Source organism: Flavobacteriales bacterium (assembly GCA_025210805.1).
Taxonomy (GTDB): domain Bacteria; phylum Bacteroidota; class Bacteroidia; order Flavobacteriales; family CAJXXR01; genus JAOAQX01.
In genome coordinates this window covers 91,787-106,860 of sequence record JAOAQX010000023.1, presented here as the reverse complement: position 1 = coordinate 106,860, position 15,074 = coordinate 91,787, and the positions used below count along the sequence as shown (strand labels likewise).

Annotated in this window: 14 protein-coding genes; 4 read left to right on the top strand and 10 right to left on the bottom strand. The window is 31.5% G+C overall.

Going from position 1 to position 15,074, the window contains the following annotated elements; genetic code table 11:
• Positions 1–169 precede the first annotated feature (169 nt).
• From N4A45_08460 to N4A45_08445, 4 genes are all read left to right on the top strand, one after another.
• Positions 170–691 (top strand): GNAT family N-acetyltransferase, encoded by a 522-nt coding sequence (locus N4A45_08460; protein ID MCT4665247.1) that lies wholly within the window; start codon positions 170–172, stop codon positions 689–691.
• Between the two features lie 425 nt (positions 692–1,116).
• A complete protein-coding gene (locus tag N4A45_08455) occupies positions 1,117–1,968 on the top strand; it encodes a CPBP family intramembrane metalloprotease (protein MCT4665246.1) in 852 nt (283 codons plus the stop codon).
• 138 nt (positions 1,969–2,106) lie between these two features.
• Entirely contained in the window at positions 2,107–2,679 is a 573-nt protein-coding gene (locus N4A45_08450; GenBank protein ID MCT4665245.1) for a hypothetical protein, read from the top strand.
• 66 nt (positions 2,680–2,745) lie between these two features.
• Positions 2,746–3,426, top strand: a complete 681-nt coding sequence (locus N4A45_08445; protein MCT4665244.1) for a hypothetical protein — start codon at positions 2,746–2,748, stop codon at positions 3,424–3,426.
• Positions 3,427–3,463: 37 nt separating this feature from the next.
• Here the strand turns inward: N4A45_08445 and N4A45_08440 are convergent, their stop codons facing one another.
• From N4A45_08440 to N4A45_08395, 10 genes are all read right to left on the bottom strand, one after another.
• The gene (locus tag N4A45_08440) at positions 3,464–4,768 is read right to left on the bottom strand and encodes a thymidine phosphorylase (GenBank protein MCT4665243.1); all 1,305 of its coding nucleotides are present in this window, start codon (positions 4,766–4,768) and stop codon (positions 3,464–3,466) included.
• Positions 4,765–4,977: an exodeoxyribonuclease VII small subunit gene (gene xseB / locus N4A45_08435; GenBank protein MCT4665242.1), complete on the bottom strand. Its 213-nt coding sequence runs from the start codon at positions 4,975–4,977 to the stop codon at positions 4,765–4,767. The genes N4A45_08440 and xseB overlap by 4 nt, the downstream gene beginning before the upstream one ends.
• Positions 4,967–6,361, bottom strand: a complete 1,395-nt coding sequence (gene xseA / locus N4A45_08430; protein MCT4665241.1) for an exodeoxyribonuclease VII large subunit — start codon at positions 6,359–6,361, stop codon at positions 4,967–4,969. Before xseA ends, xseB begins: the two co-directional genes overlap by 11 nt.
• The gene (locus N4A45_08425; GenBank protein MCT4665240.1) at positions 6,354–7,595 is read right to left on the bottom strand and encodes a mechanosensitive ion channel family protein; all 1,242 of its coding nucleotides are present in this window, start codon (positions 7,593–7,595) and stop codon (positions 6,354–6,356) included. Before N4A45_08425 ends, xseA begins: the two co-directional genes overlap by 8 nt.
• Positions 7,596–7,601: 6 nt before the next feature.
• Positions 7,602–9,125: a hypothetical protein gene (locus tag N4A45_08420; GenBank protein ID MCT4665239.1), complete on the bottom strand. Its 1,524-nt coding sequence runs from the start codon at positions 9,123–9,125 to the stop codon at positions 7,602–7,604.
• A complete protein-coding gene (locus N4A45_08415) occupies positions 9,122–10,360 on the bottom strand; it encodes a CinA family nicotinamide mononucleotide deamidase-related protein (protein MCT4665238.1) in 1,239 nt (412 codons plus the stop codon). The genes N4A45_08420 and N4A45_08415 overlap by 4 nt, the downstream gene beginning before the upstream one ends.
• A 10-nt stretch (positions 10,361–10,370) precedes the next feature.
• Positions 10,371–11,225: a hydroxymethylglutaryl-CoA lyase gene (locus tag N4A45_08410; GenBank protein MCT4665237.1), complete on the bottom strand. Its 855-nt coding sequence runs from the start codon at positions 11,223–11,225 to the stop codon at positions 10,371–10,373.
• A 587-nt stretch (positions 11,226–11,812) separates the two neighbouring features.
• Complete coding sequence (locus N4A45_08405) at positions 11,813–12,454, bottom strand: response regulator transcription factor (GenBank protein ID MCT4665236.1); 642 nt, start codon at positions 12,452–12,454, stop codon at positions 11,813–11,815.
• Complete coding sequence (locus N4A45_08400) at positions 12,447–14,324, bottom strand: histidine kinase (protein MCT4665235.1); 1,878 nt, start codon at positions 14,322–14,324, stop codon at positions 12,447–12,449. The genes N4A45_08405 and N4A45_08400 overlap by 8 nt, the downstream gene beginning before the upstream one ends.
• Before the next feature lie 6 nt (positions 14,325–14,330).
• Positions 14,331–14,975 (bottom strand): hypothetical protein, encoded by a 645-nt coding sequence (locus tag N4A45_08395; protein MCT4665234.1) that lies wholly within the window; start codon positions 14,973–14,975, stop codon positions 14,331–14,333.
• Positions 14,976–15,074 lie beyond the last annotated feature (99 nt).

Genomic DNA, 15,074 nt, shown 5'->3' with positions numbered 1-15,074 from the left:
TCTAAACAGGACTTTATTAGAAAATATCAAAAGATTTTTGAATGTTCAAAGGTCTTTTTTGAAATCTTTAACTTGCTAAAAATTAAGGAATTTTATAGTTTTTATGTACTTTTGATAGATAGCCGTTAAATCACTCAACGAACAATCATATAAATCGTTATAACAATTGATGAAAATGAAATATCAATCTTTTGAGACAGAGAGGCTCACTATAAGACCTACAAATGAAAGTGATTCTGAATTTATTTTCAAACTACTAAACACACCAAAATGGTTGAAATTTATTGGAGATAGAAACATTAAATCAGTTGAACATGCAAAAGAATATATAAAAGAAAAAATGATTCCACAATTAGAAAGACTTGGCTATTCAAATTATACTTTAATTACAAAACAAGACAATCAAAAAATTGGAACTTGTGGATTATATGATAGAGAAGGTTTAGAAGGAATTGATATAGGATTTGCATTTCTTCCCGAATATGAAAAAATGGGTTATGCATTTGAGTCATCAAATAAATTAATGGAAATTGCTTCTCGTGAATTTGATATTCAGATCATCAGTGCTATTACGATGAAAGAGAATATTTCTTCTCAAAAACTTTTAGAAAAACTCGGTCTAAAACTTATTGGAACAACTAGAATTCCAAATGATGATGAGGAGTTATTACTGTATAGAATTGAAAAATAGGATAAAAGTTTGAATAGTTGTATTTTTAAAAAAAAATCTACAATATTAATAAACAACACTTTGCATTTGAATGATTTGGTCTTGTATTGATTCTATTCATTATGTCAATTATTCAAATTAGTAGATTGGCAAAAGAAAAGAATGAAATTTCCATTAATCGAAAGCGTAAGGCAATAGTATTTAAAATAACTACTATTTTAACTTGTGTATTCAGATTACTCGCAGAACAACGCCTAAAGGCTATAAGCCAGTCCAACAAAAACTTCTGAGGCATCAAAAGGTTATTTGAAATCCTTTATCGGAAAAAAGAATGTAATTTAGGAACAGAAAGAAAAAATGGTGGCTTAAAGCCAATGAATCTCAGGAGATGAGTCAAGAAGATAATTATGGAGTTTTTGAGTAAATTTCATTGTATATAATTAGTAATGAATATAGAAAAAGGTAAGATAACAGGATGGCAAAGGATATTATTATTAATAATTCCTTATGTGGTTATTGTGGGAGTGTTTCAACTAATTGGTGCTCAAATTTCGGGAGCAGACTTTACAAGTATTGAATCTAATGAAACTTCAAATCAGCAATTAGTAATAAGTATTTTTGATTTACTTGGGACATTTTTACTTCTCTGGCTATTTATGAAATACATAGACAAAGAACACTTTTTTGAGCTTGGTTTCCAGACTAATGGTAGATTAAAAGAATTTATAGTTGGTATACTTATAGGTTTAATTATTATGTCCTTGGGATATATAATTTTAATCCAACTGAATGAAATATTTTTTATAAAAATACATTTTGATTTAAAAGAACTTTTAGTTTCAATATCTCTATTTACAGTTGTTGCTTTGATTGAGGAGACTCTTTGTCGTGGTTATATTTTGAAAAATTTAATGACCTCATTTAATAAATACATTGCGTTGATTATTTCGTCACTTTTGTTCGCCTTAATACATATCACTAACCCGAGTATTAGTTTGTTCTCATTATTTGATTTATTTTTAGCAGGAATAACCCTTGGTTTACCTTATATTTATTCAAAGAACTTATGGTTCCCTATTGCCATGCATTTAAGCTGGAATTTGTTTCAAACTCTTTTGGGTTTTAATGTAAGTGGACAAGACTTTTATTCGATTATAGAGTTTGGTACAAATCAAGAAAATTTGATGAACGGCGGAGGTTTTGGATTCGAGGGTTCATATTTATCAATAGCCGCAGAAATAATGACTATTATTGGAATTGAAATGTATTATAGAAGAAAGTACATAACAAATTCTTAAAATACTCGCAGAACAAAGTCTGAAGGCTATAATATGGGGCATAGAAAAGGGCTTTATTAGCTTAAAATTCGATTTCTCATATATCAACCCAAAAAACAAAAAGGCTTTTGAAACATTATAACACTCGTGTTAGTCAATATGAAAAAAAGATATAGAAATAATCAAAAACGGAATCAATTTTTAGCCGTATTTCCGATTCTGACAATTGCTGGAATTGGAATTATTACTGCTTTTGTGACAAATTACGAACCTAGTTGGAGTTATAATTGGAACGGAATTAGAAAAGAAGTAAAAGATTCTATTAAAGTCGCAGAATTATATGAAATTACAAGTAAATTTAATAGAAGGCATTGGATAATGGAAAACGCAACGGAATCGGAACTTCTAAAACTGGCAGAATATCCAAATGGCACTGTAAAAACAATTGCATACGAGGGGCTTTTAAAAAAAAAGAAATATTCTAATAAAGCTGAATTGATATTGAAAGCAATCCAAGATACGGTGTACACAGTGGAGTACCAATTTGGTTGTATTATTAGGGATAAAAAAATTGGAGAATATTTGATTCAAAATGTACTAATGATTGATGAACGTATTCCCTCTTTACCACCCAAAATGAAGGTTGATTTTGGACTTACAGCTATTGAAAAAGAAACAATATTATCAAGTTACAGAAAGTATCAAAATGAGAATTTTAAAGATAATAATTGAAATTTTTATTCTCTTACAATTTAATATCAAAAAAAAAATTACTTTTAGTAAAAAATTATAAAAGAAATGGGATTAAAAATCAATGAATTAATTACGTACTTTGACAATCTACATAATATATTGGTGGATTTAAATATATCCATCAATAATGCTAAGGTATTGAATTCACTAGAGGATAAACAAAAGAAAGCACTTCACGGCTTTTTTAGACACTACTATTATCAATTGAATGTTATAATGATTATTCAACTCTCAAAAGTTTTATCTTCAAATAATAAAACTCAAAAAATTAATATTCATAAACTTTTAAATCGATTGAAAAATGAGAAATATGATAAATACATTCAACACAAGCTATCCAAAAACGCAAAGGAAATCCATAATGGACTGTTTAAGAATGAGGAGGATGTAAAAAATGCTGTAAAAAAAATTAAAAAATGTTTAAAAAATAGCAAAACACAAATAGAGAAAATAGAAAACCTTAGAAATCAAGTTCATGCTCATTATGATCCTAAAAAGGACCCTCCACTAGTTTCTTTGGATGAACTTGAGAAACTTATTAAAGTTTCTACAGAAATCTACAATATCCTTAGACGTGGGCTCTGTAACAGAAATTTCGATTTTCAGCGTACAACGGATTGGTCAATAGAATACATTCTAAACGCGGTGAATCATAGTCAAAATATCAGAATCAAAAAAGAAAATAAGTCCACTAACAAAACTCCAGATTCTCTTCCAAAGAACTAATTTCAACATAGAAAGTAGATTTCGGAATTTCAAAAATTTATTTAATCACTCCCAAAACAATTTCTTTTTCTTCTATTGGTTCATCTCCAATTACAAAGTATTTTTTGGAATCTAAAGAGACCTTGTCTTCTATAGAAACAGGAGAGAACAGAACCATCATCGGTCTTCCTTTTTCAATATATTCGCCCAGTTTTACACGCATACGGATACTTGCGCTGTATAAGATTCTATCTTCTTTTGTGGCTCTTCCCGAGCCTATTTTCATAGAAGTAAGTCCGATTTCTTCTACCTGTACTTTTTGAATATATCCCGATTGATGAGCCAATACATATTTCTTGTGCAAAGCAAATTCTTCATCTACACTTTCTCGCATCAAATAGCGGTTATCTCCTTTTCCGTATTCAATAAAAGCCTTAAATTTATCATAGGCATCACCGTTATTAATCACCTTTTGAATTTCTTGATCGATGGCTGTTTCAGATTTTTGCGGATACACTTGGTGTAAAATTTCTTTTGCCATTTTAAATAATAGCTCAGAAAAATTATTGTGAACCCTACCTGCAAGCGTTTCTTTGGCTTCTACAAGTTCATTTCTATTTCCGATATTATATCCCAAAACATCATCCATGGAGGTGAGCATTACCACAATTTTTCTTCCGAATCTATCGGCGGTAAGTTTCATTTTTTCAGCCAATAATCTTGCTCTATTTACGTCTTTGATAAAGGCACCTTCCCCCACTTTTAAGTCAATCAAAATGACATCAGAACGTAGTGCTAATTTCTTAGAAAGAATAGAACTCACCATGAGTGGTAGCGCATTAATGGTTGCCGTTGCATCACGCAAAACATAGAGTTTTTTCTCCAGTGGAAGAATATTCTTTGAAGCTTGCATACACGAAAAACCTATTTCATTCATACAATCAATCATATCCTCTTCACTTTCTGCCCATTCCCAGTCTATTATAGATTCATATTTGTCAATAGTTCCTCCTGTGTAACCCAAGCCTCTACCACTCAGTTTTGCCATTTTAATCCCTAGTGAAGCCATAAGTGGCAATAGAGCCAAAGTAATCTTATCTCCCACTCCTCCTGTGGAATGTTTGTCTACAAGCACACCATCTACTCCTGGGAAATCAAAGGTATCTCCAGAATCAATCAAGATTTTTGTTAGGAAATAAGTTTCTTCATCTGTCATACCTTGAAAATAAACTGCCATGAGCCAAGCAGACATTTGATAATCGGGTACGATTCCTTTGTCAAATCCTTCGAGTACAAAACGGATTTCTTCTTCTGTAAGCTCCGCTCCTATCTTTTTTTTATCTATGATATCTATAACTCTCATGAATCTTTCTTTTGATCTTTAGGATCTAAAATTTTTTCAATTTCTTCTTCGGTTTTATGTAAAACGGCACGGCATTTTTCTAATAACTGTGATGCTTTTTCAACTTTAGCTACCAGTTCATCTACCGAAATTTCTTCGTTTTCTATTTCTTCTACAATTTTCTGTAGCTCTTTAAAACCTTCTGAATAAGAGAATTTTTTAGTTCCCATGTTTATTGATTTTTGCGTGAATACTTCCGTCTTTCATTTGAATTTCAATAGATTGATCCAATGAAACCTTTTTACTGGAGTTTATAATTTCCCCATTTTGATGCACAATAGCAAATCCTTTTGCAAGAATACGGTTAGGATGCATCATTTTAACCACTTTTTGTGCCAAATCTAATTCACTCTTTTCATGGGTAAATTTACGAACAAGTGCTGACTTATTACGCATAGAAAATTCTTGGAGCTCCTCTTTATTTTGTGATAATATTTTTTTAGAATCTTGTAACAAGGTCGTTTCAAAGTCTTTTAAATCAGCTTTTTTATTCCAAAATAAATTTTGAGCATTGAAGTTCAATTTTGAAGTGAGATCTTTTAGAATTTCTTTTTGGTCAAATAATTTAGCTTGAACCTTTCTTGGGAAATGATAAGTCAACCCTTTCAAATACTCCTTTTGATCTTCTATTTGAAACTGTAAAGATCTTCCTAGATTTTCTTCTAATTCATTCAAAAGAACCTCTTGATTGATATACTTCTGGATAATTTCAAAAGCTAAATCGGTGGGTGTTATAAATGATTTATGAGCCACAATTTCCGTTACTGTTTTATTGGCAGCATGTCCGATTCCTGTAAACAATGGTAAAGGAAAATTTGCAACTGATTTTGCTAACTCAAAATCGTCATAACAAGCCAGTCCTACTTCTCCTCCTCCCCCACGGATAATACAAACTAGATCAAAAAACGCTCTTCTTGCCTGAATTTTCTTTAATTGATTCTGGATAGACATAATAGCTTCATCTCCTTGTAAAAGAGCAGGAAAAAGCTCCAAATGAATAGGGAATCTCTGAGCATTTTGGTCAATAATTTTCTTAAAATCTTGATAACCTTTTGAAGATACTACCGAGATTACGGCAATCCGTTTGGGCACCAAAGGAAAATAGAGTTGTTTATTCTTATTTAATAGACCTTCTTTTTCTAGCTTAGCCAATGCCATTTTCTTTTGCAAAGCCATTTCTCCTAAGGTAAAACTAGGATCTATATCTAGAATTTGCAAAGAAACGCCTCTCACTGGATGAAATTGAGGTTTAACTTGCATCAGAACCTTCATTCCAGATTTTAGTGGACTCCCACATTTTTCTTGAAATTCATGATTGATTTTCCTGTAAATAGCTCCTAATAAAAAAGAGCGAATTTGTGCTTTTACTCTGCCGTCATTTTTTTGAACTAAATCTGGATAACAATGTCCAGATTTTGGATAAAAATTGACTTTTACAATCTCTGTTTTCACCCAATAGGTCTTACTATAAGTTCTATGAATTACAGACTGAATACTCTCACAAAGGTCATAGAGTGTAAATACTCTGGATATATTTCTGGTGGGTTTATCCAAGTTTGATCTGTTTCAAATCGTAACTAGAAGGTTCTTGAAATATTTCTAACTCAAAAAGGCTGGCGGCAGCAAAAATATGATCAAAAATATCGGCTTGTATTCCTTCAAAAGCTTCCCATTCTGGGGTATTTGTAAAACAATAAAGCTGTAAAGGCACTCCTTTTTCATTCTGAGCTAACTGCAACACCATACGGGTAGAATTATTATCAATATTTGGGTTATTTGCCATAAAGGATTCTATATAAAATCTAAACAAGCCTATATTGGTCAAATGTCTTCCGTTGATCAGTAATTCTGTATTGGTCTCATGGCTCTTATTGTGAGCTAGAATTTCTTTGATTCTTTCTTCTAAAAAATCTTGTAGGATATCTATTTTTTTGAGTCTTGAGAGTAAAGCATCATCACAGTATTTTATAGAACTTGATGCCACAATGATGGATCTTTTAATCCGTCTTGTTTTACTTTCGCTCATAAAACGGTAGTTCTTAAAAGAATCTGAAACTAAGGCATAAGTAGGAATTGTGGTAATTGTTTTATCAAAATTTCGCACTTTTACGGTGTTTAAAGAAATATCAAGCACTGTTCCGTCTGCACCATATTTGGGTACAGAAATCCAATCATCAATTCTTACAATATCATTTGAGGCTATTTGTACACTGGCTACAAAACCGAGAATTGTATCTTTAAAAATTAATAAAATTACGGCAGTTAAAGCTCCAAATGTGGCAATGATAGACATCGGGTCTTTTTGTATCACCACAGAAACCATCCAGATAATTGCAAAGAAATAGATGACAATTCTCACTAGCTGAAAATAGCTCCCAACGGGCTTGCCTTTCAATTGGTTATACTGTTTTACCACATGTTCAAAAACATTTACTGTGGCAATCATTACTTGGGCAAATACAAAAATAATCCACGCTTCCATAAGATTGTGGAAAAAATTCGCAAACTCTGGAAAATCCACATAAATTTTTGGGATACTATCTTGTAAAATTAAGGCTGGAAACACCTGAGACATTCGAGAGAAAACGCGTTTCTCTAACATAATATCATCCCATTTTGTTTTGGTTTTTTGGACAAAACCCTTTACAAATTTCTTGATGGTCCAACGCAATATTCTCCAAACAGAAATTGCAATAAGAAAAGCACCTATTGTATCAATAAAGTATTCAAAAAAACCTGGATAATCTTTGAGATTAAAATACTCAGCAAATAATTCTGTGATTTTCATTTTCTGTTAGTTTTCTTCTCGTTCATAAGCTCCTAGATCTGGTTTACCATCTTGCAAGCGGTTGTTTCCATCAAGATCAATAGGGAGATTATTAGAAAAATTGATATTTGCCTTGTTTTGGGCTTCCGAAAGGGAATCTAAACGATAATTTGAAAGAAAATCATCATATCTCTCTATAAATTTTGGATCTTCGTTAAAGATATTATTAACAAAGTGCGCCGTATTTGAGGTGTCTATTTTATCGTTATCAAAACGAATTAAATTATTTTCAAAAACATAGTCCCACCCTACTCCATCTTTTTTATCGGTAATCAATTCATTGGTATAGGAACCATATACAATAGAATTTTTCATACTAAAATCTAATGCTTTTTCTTCAAAGATCTCATTATCTTCGTCTGTAGAATGATTTGTGAGAACTACTGAGGATGCATTTCTTCCACTAAAATAATTTGCAAGTGTCAAATGATTCATTTTGTACATTCCGCCTATATAGGCAAAAATGAGTGTTTCACCACAATCTGATATTTCTGAGTTGTCAATATTTGCTTTTCCTGATTGAAGAATTAAACCATGATTTGTATGGTTTCTAATAATCGAATTTTCTATTGAAAGCTCTGGTGTTAAAGCAGAATTGAATTTTTCTCCAATATATCCTGAACCGAGATAGCAACCAATAGTTCCATTTTTTATCTCAGCATTTTTAATACTCGATTTTCCAGCATCTTGACAAATTCGAATAAGCCCCCATCTTCCGGGTCTGTTTTTATACTCGGCATCTGTTCTGGTACTGGTAATAATTACTCGGTCTTCATTAAACCCTTCTCCTTCTATTTTTAGTTTTCCACCTTGGTGAACAATAATATTGGTACTGGTGTGCATGTGAACTCTAGCACCTTTGGCAATAGTAAGCGTAGCATTATTTCTCACCACAATGCTTCTATAAAAAACATGAGGTAAATCTGCAGTTAAAGTAGTATCTGTATCTACTCTAAAATGCCTTAAAATAAAGGTATCGCCTTTGTTATTATAAAAACTATCGATGGCATTATAGTTATAGAAACGGGCATTTTGTCCCCAAGCTACAAGATGAATTTTTTTCTTAGATTCATTCACTTCAACTACTAAATCAGCTTCCGAAATAAATGGGTCTTTATTTGCATTTGGGTTGATCGTAGTTTCTACGAAAACAAAAATACTGTCATTTGGAAAAATCTCTAAATCTTTAATATTCGTTGTTGGGTTTCCATCAATATTTACTTTCCATTGGGTAGAAGAAATTTCTGTTTTATTGATATAAATATTGGAAATTTTGACCATTTCGTCTTCATGATTCCTGATTTTTACTCTACGTGTAACAGAACCTACTGAGGTAAAAACGGTATCGAAAATTAAAGTATCTGTTGAAAAACTAAAATCGACTTGGGAACCTGTAAAAATATCATCTTTCTCACAAGAAACAACCAATAAATTTGACATTCCTAAAGCAAGAAAGCTCAGAATAAACAGTATAATGCTTTTTTTTATCATTGTTCTTTCAAATATTTAATCAACAAAATAATTGCTTCTTTTGTTGCTTGTTCTAGATTCCGACCCCTATTAGATCTAAATCTAACTTTTTTTGTAAAAATACGCCCATTTATATAGATTCCGAACCAAGTAGTCCCTACTGGCTTTTCTTCAGATCCTCCTGTAGGACCTGCAATTCCCGATGTGGAAATAGCAATATCTGTTTGCATAAGTTCTGCAACACCTTTAGCCATTTGGATAACGGTTTCTTCACTCACTGCTCCCACTTGATCTAGCGTACTTTGCTTTACTCCTAACAATTTTTTCTTTACTTTATTGTCATAAGAAAGTACAGAACCCATAAAATAACTAGAAGAACCCGACATGCTCGTCATAGCAGATGCAATTCTCCCTGCCGTGCAACTTTCCGCAGAAGCAAAAGTTAGGTTTTGTTTCTTTAACGTTTTACTCAAATACATTTCGGGAGTTAAATCACCTTCATACAAGGAAATATCAGTTAATCTTTTTTTGATCTCTGTAAAATAATATTCGAGTCGTTCAGCAATTTTCTGATCTTTATAAACAGCGGTCAATCTAAGTCTTACTGTTCTAAAATTAGGCAAATAAGCTAGACTTATTTCCTCAGGAAGTTCATTTTCGATATCAGAAAGAATATTAGCGATTTCACTTTCTGGCATTCCATGAGTAATGAGGTATCTATGCGCTACTTTTTGCTCATGTTCTAGTTTTTTGAAAAAATCTAAAAGATAGTGATCAAAAAATGCATAGAGTTCAGAAGGAACACCTGGGAGAAACACAAACTGGCAGTTGTCTTTTTCTAAAATCATAGCAGATGCTGTTCCTACAGGATTCTGAAAATATTGACATTTTGTGGGAACCCAAGCTTGTTCTTGTCTAGCAAAAGAAAAATCTAAACCTCTTGCTTCATACCAAGATTTTAAATAAGTTTCCAAATCCTTTTTGGATTCTAACTTGTCATCCCAAATTTTGCAAATTGTTTTTTTGGTAATATCATCTTTTGTGGGTCCTAGTCCACCCGTTACAATACATAAATCTGAATGCTTTGCCGTAGATTCAATGGCTTCAATAATATCGGCCTCTTTATCCGCAATGGCTCTTTTTTCTTGGATATAAAATCCTAAATCATTGAGATTTTTACCGATATAGCTAGAATTTGTATCAATTACTTGTCCTATCAGTAATTCATCTCCTATGGTGATAATACTTGCTTTCATTTAGTTTTTTTTAATGATGATTTTCAAAAATATCTGAAGCAATATTGTATGCAGATTCAAAGTGTAAAGCATTTAAACTGTGTGAAATTTTATGATTCTCTAAAAAATTAAGAACTCTTTCTGTTGCAATATTTCCTACCAAATCATCTTTAGCCATTGGACAACCTCCAAAACCTTGTACAGCCATATCTAATCTATGACATTTTGCTTCATAAACTGCTTGGAGTTTTTCTTTGGTGCTTTGTGGGGTAGAATGTAGATGTGCTCCCCATTCTACTTTTGGAAATTCTTTTATCAATTTTGGAAAAATGTCTAGAATAATTTCTGGACTAGCCACTCCTATTGTATCAGAGGGAATGATGTGGTAAATTTCCATCTGAACCAATTTTTCTGTCAATTCCATTAATAATTCTGGATCAAAATGCTCGTCATACGGATTTCCAAAACCCATGGAAAGATAGATATTTAAGCTTTGATTTCCTTTTAAAACCAAGTCTTGAATCCTTGCAATGCTTTCAAGAGCCTCGCTGATGGATTTATTGGTATTTCTTTTTTGAAATGTCTCTGACACAGAAAGAGGAAAACCTAGATGCTTAATCTGTTGATTATTGCATGCTTGTTCTGCACCTCTATAGTTGGCAATAATTGCTAATAACTCCGTTTTAGATTCTTCTAAATTTAAGTTTTCAAGAACTTCTTGAGTATCTTTCAATTGAGGAATCGCTTTAGGAGAAACAAAAGATCCAAAATCAAGAACATCATAGCCAACTCTTAAAAGTGCGTTTAGATAATCTATTTTTAACTCAGTGGGTATAAAATCTGTGATACCCTGCATGGCATCTCTTGGACATTCTACAAGCTTCATGTTTCTAGCATTTTTTATTTGGAGTGGTGGTTTTGTCATTTTCATAAAAACAATTGATAAATGACAATCCAATTGCTCTGCAATTCTTTATTCATCGCAAATGTAAGATATTTCAGGGATGAATTTTATGAGAATCCCTATACATACCATAAAAAAAACTGAGAAACAAACCATTTGGGGAAAATCGTCTGATCTCAGTTTAAAAACACTTATTAAACATTCAAATTTTTATTTTTTTAAATTATCCCTGTATAATAACCAACCTTATAACCATTATTGCACATACTGTGTTTAACTAACTCGAACACTTTAAACGAGTATGGCAAGCTTATTTATTAAATAACTATTCAAAATTAACAAACTATGTATTATCTTAATTATCTATTCTTTTACATCCCTTGTAAACTTATTACGCTAAACAAATATTCTTTGTACCAAAAAACTTATTCAAAATTACTTAGATAATTCATTAGTGTCAATCACCCTTTAAGGGTATTTTTCTGTTTAAAATTTGTGATAATTCTATTTAATGTATAAAAAATAAACAAATTGTTTGACTTAATGCGATATTACTAAAATATCAACAATTACCTAAGCCATAAATCATATTCTTCTGCTATATGCAGTAAACCTGCGCTATTTTTTATTTTTAGTTTTCTAAAGATGTTTTTACGATGTGTTTTAACCGTATTTTCGGAGATATAGAGTTTGGCAGCAATTTCCTCCGTTGTTTTGGAATCTAGAATAAGTCCTAAAATTTCTTTTTCTCTTTTGGTAACTACCGAAAAATCGATTTTATTTTCTTGACTTTCTTCAGAACTTATTTTCATATCGTCAGGAAGAAGGTCATATACCTTTTGTCCTTGAGACACTCTTTTGATAGCAGTTTTCAAATCATTATATGAGGTGTTTTTTATCAAATATCCATCAAAACCTACACTCTTTGCTTGATTTAAACTTTTGGCAGAGCTAGACATTGTAAGTGCAATAAACTTTATGTAGGCATTATACTTTTTTGTTTGTTCTACAGCTTGAAAACCGTTTAGATGTGGCATTCCTAAGTCCATTAAGCACACATCAACTCTTTGTTTTTCTACAAAGTTGATGAAAGAAGATGCCGTAGTAAATGTCCCAACAATTATGAAATCATCTTCGTTCGCTAGCATATTTTTTAGTGTTTCGGTAAATAGAGAATGATCATCTACCAAAGCGATTTTTATTTTACTCATTTTTTAGAGGTATTTCAATGATAAAAGTAGTTCCACTGTTTCTATGTGAGTCTATTTCTAAGCTACCTTTTAGTTTATTGACTCTTTTTCGAATGGATTTCAAACCTAATCCTTGCGTTATTTTTTCTATCTCAAACCCTACTCCATTATCTTCAAAGAGGATTTGGAAAATATTGTCAAACATTGCCAATTGAACATGGATTTCTGTAGCTTTTGCATGTTTAAGGGTATTACTAAACAGTTCCTGAATGACATTATTAAGCTCATAACCATAAGACGCAATTTTGCTATTTTCATACTCTGATGCTTCAACAGTTACTTTCGCTTTTTGTGCTAATTCTAAAGAGTTTTTCAGGCTAATGATATTCTCATATAAATTAAACTGTTCTGAGGATTTATTAAGATCATGTGCCAACCTTCTCACTGCCGTGCAAGATGTATCAATGAGCTCTTCTGTGGATTGAAATAACTGTTCTTTTGTTTCCTGAGATTTCTGATTTCCCATTCTTAAAGATTCAAACTGGAATTTTACAGTTGCCAGCATTGCTCCTATTGTATCATGAAGATGATGAGAAATCTTTTGTCTTTCAGCATTGGAACCTTGAACAATTCCTTTTAAACTTTCTAATTCATTTTTACTAATCAGTTCATCAATTGTTCTTTTTTGCAAAGAGAGCTCGTGCTCCATCAAATTTCTTTTATTAGAATATGCCTTTGATCCAAAGGCGATTATTAAGATCAAGGCGATTAACAAAATAATAAAAAATCGAATTCTATCTTCAGACTTCTCAACGAGTATCATCGCACGTTCTTTTTCAGAAACGGCCATATTTGTCTCAAATTCTGTTTGATATCTAGTTAAAAAACTATTCTTGTCATACTCAAATTGCTTTTCTTTTAATGAAACAATTTGATCCATAGTGTTTAATACTTTTTCTATATCATTTTGATGATGATAATAATTCCTTTTCAACTCTAATATTCTGACAACTTTATCATAAGATCCTTCTTCATTTAAAATATTCTGATAATTGTTTAATTCTTGTTCTTTACAGAGTGTTTTATTTTTATTAAAACAATTTTTATTCTCAAAATAGGAAAAATCAGCTCTTAAATTATTCAGCTCATATTTTTCAATCAATCCCTTCAGTTTTAATAAATCATTATCAACATCACATTGTTCAAATTGTCCTTCTAAACAAACTGAAATATAATACACTAAAATATCAGCAAGATAAGGCTCATAATATTTTTTATTATTCCAAGTGTCTAATTTTGATTTTAACTGAATATTTCTTAGTGCTTTATTTAGAAGATTATAAGCTTTTTGGTTGGCTTTTTTAGCGATATATATATTCGCCAATATTCCTTGAGATACTGCCATCATTTTCGGGGTACCCTTATGCTTATTTGAAGCAAGAATTTGTTCACACAACCTAATGGCTTTATCATAATCCTTTGTGAGGATATAAATTTTTGCGATATTAGTAACATCGGAATTTATCGCCATTTGATTATTTTTTCTTTTTAAATCAATATCAAGAGCTTTTTTATGAAATTCTAATGCCTTAACTAAATTATTCCTATTAAAATAAATAATCCCTATTCTTCTATATGCCGCTCCAAGATGTAAAGAATGGTCATATTTAGTTGCCAAATCAAGATACTCATTTGCATAGTGCATCGCCAAACTATCATCAGAATACGTAAAAGCATCTATCAAAAAATACACGCGCTCCAGCTTTAAAGCATCATTATATGTCTCATATTCGTTTATTGATATAACAGAATTTTGGGCACAAACCTGTTGATTTATACTCAAAATAAATATCATCAAAATATAAAAAATCTGATTTTTCAGTTCATTCATTGTTCTTTACTCATTTTTTTTCAGCTGAAAAACAAAGATATTTCCTTCATTTGGATTCATCAAAGGATTACTTGTTAAAGAATCCGTAATCACAAAAGAATATTGTTTTTCAATTACAAACTCGGCGTTGGTTATAAAACATTCTTTACTCCCCGTAGCTTCATTAATAAGCCTGTAATAAGGATAAAAATCACCTATCCCAACATTTCCCACAGGATTAATATAGCTCACTTGGCTTTGAGCAGGTTCTAAAATCATTGACGGCAAAACTTCTACATTGTCAAAATTAATCCTTACTGTATAATCAAGACCCGTAGTATTCATCTCTATCTTTAACTCATTAATCACAGCATGAGGGGAAATACTCACAATATCATTTCCTGTCTCTTCTGAACTTTGAGAGATCAAATAAGGAGGTGGGTAAGGGGTTGAACCATAAGCTAAATTTAAAACAAAATCCTCACTTAATACGGTTGTTGTATAGTTGATATGATTAATACCAATTAAACCCATAGCACCATCTTTTCTCACTACTTCATTTACAGGATATGCCTTATCAATACCCTTTTCTCTAACGATTACCTCTCCAGATAAACATTCTCTTCCATTGGCGTCTATTCGCCTTTTTAAATACAAACTTCTTAGCTGCATAACAATTCTCTTACTTAATAAACAATAGTCAAACTCGTGTACAATAACTTCCAAATTTCAGCAGAAATTCAATTTATTCCTATCACCCTTTGGGGTGAT

Excerpts from the sequence above, each read along its gene's own strand:
- N4A45_08460 (MCT4665247.1), top strand. The coding sequence starts at position 170 with ATGAAAATGAAATATCAATCTTTTGAGACAGAGAGGCTCACTATAAGA.
- N4A45_08455 (MCT4665246.1), top strand. The coding sequence starts at position 1,117 with ATGAATATAGAAAAAGGTAAGATAACAGGATGGCAAAGGATATTATTA.
- N4A45_08450 (MCT4665245.1), top strand. The coding sequence starts at position 2,107 with ATGAAAAAAAGATATAGAAATAATCAAAAACGGAATCAATTTTTAGCC.
- N4A45_08445 (MCT4665244.1), top strand. The coding sequence starts at position 2,746 with ATGGGATTAAAAATCAATGAATTAATTACGTACTTTGACAATCTACAT.
- N4A45_08440 (MCT4665243.1), bottom strand. The coding sequence starts at position 4,768 with ATGAGAGTTATAGATATCATAGATAAAAAAAAGATAGGAGCGGAGCTT.
- xseB (MCT4665242.1), bottom strand. The coding sequence starts at position 4,977 with ATGGGAACTAAAAAATTCTCTTATTCAGAAGGTTTTAAAGAGCTACAG.
- N4A45_08425 (MCT4665240.1), bottom strand. The coding sequence starts at position 7,595 with ATGAAAATCACAGAATTATTTGCTGAGTATTTTAATCTCAAAGATTAT.
- N4A45_08420 (MCT4665239.1), bottom strand. The coding sequence starts at position 9,125 with ATGATAAAAAAAAGCATTATACTGTTTATTCTGAGCTTTCTTGCTTTA.
- N4A45_08415 (MCT4665238.1), bottom strand. The coding sequence starts at position 10,360 with ATGAAAGCAAGTATTATCACCATAGGAGATGAATTACTGATAGGACAA.
- N4A45_08410 (MCT4665237.1), bottom strand. The coding sequence starts at position 11,225 with ATGAAGCTTGTAGAATGTCCAAGAGATGCCATGCAGGGTATCACAGAT.
- N4A45_08405 (MCT4665236.1), bottom strand. The coding sequence starts at position 12,454 with ATGAGTAAAATAAAAATCGCTTTGGTAGATGATCATTCTCTATTTACC.
- N4A45_08400 (MCT4665235.1), bottom strand. The coding sequence starts at position 14,324 with ATGAATGAACTGAAAAATCAGATTTTTTATATTTTGATGATATTTATT.
- N4A45_08395 (MCT4665234.1), bottom strand. The coding sequence starts at position 14,975 with ATGCAGCTAAGAAGTTTGTATTTAAAAAGGCGAATAGACGCCAATGGA.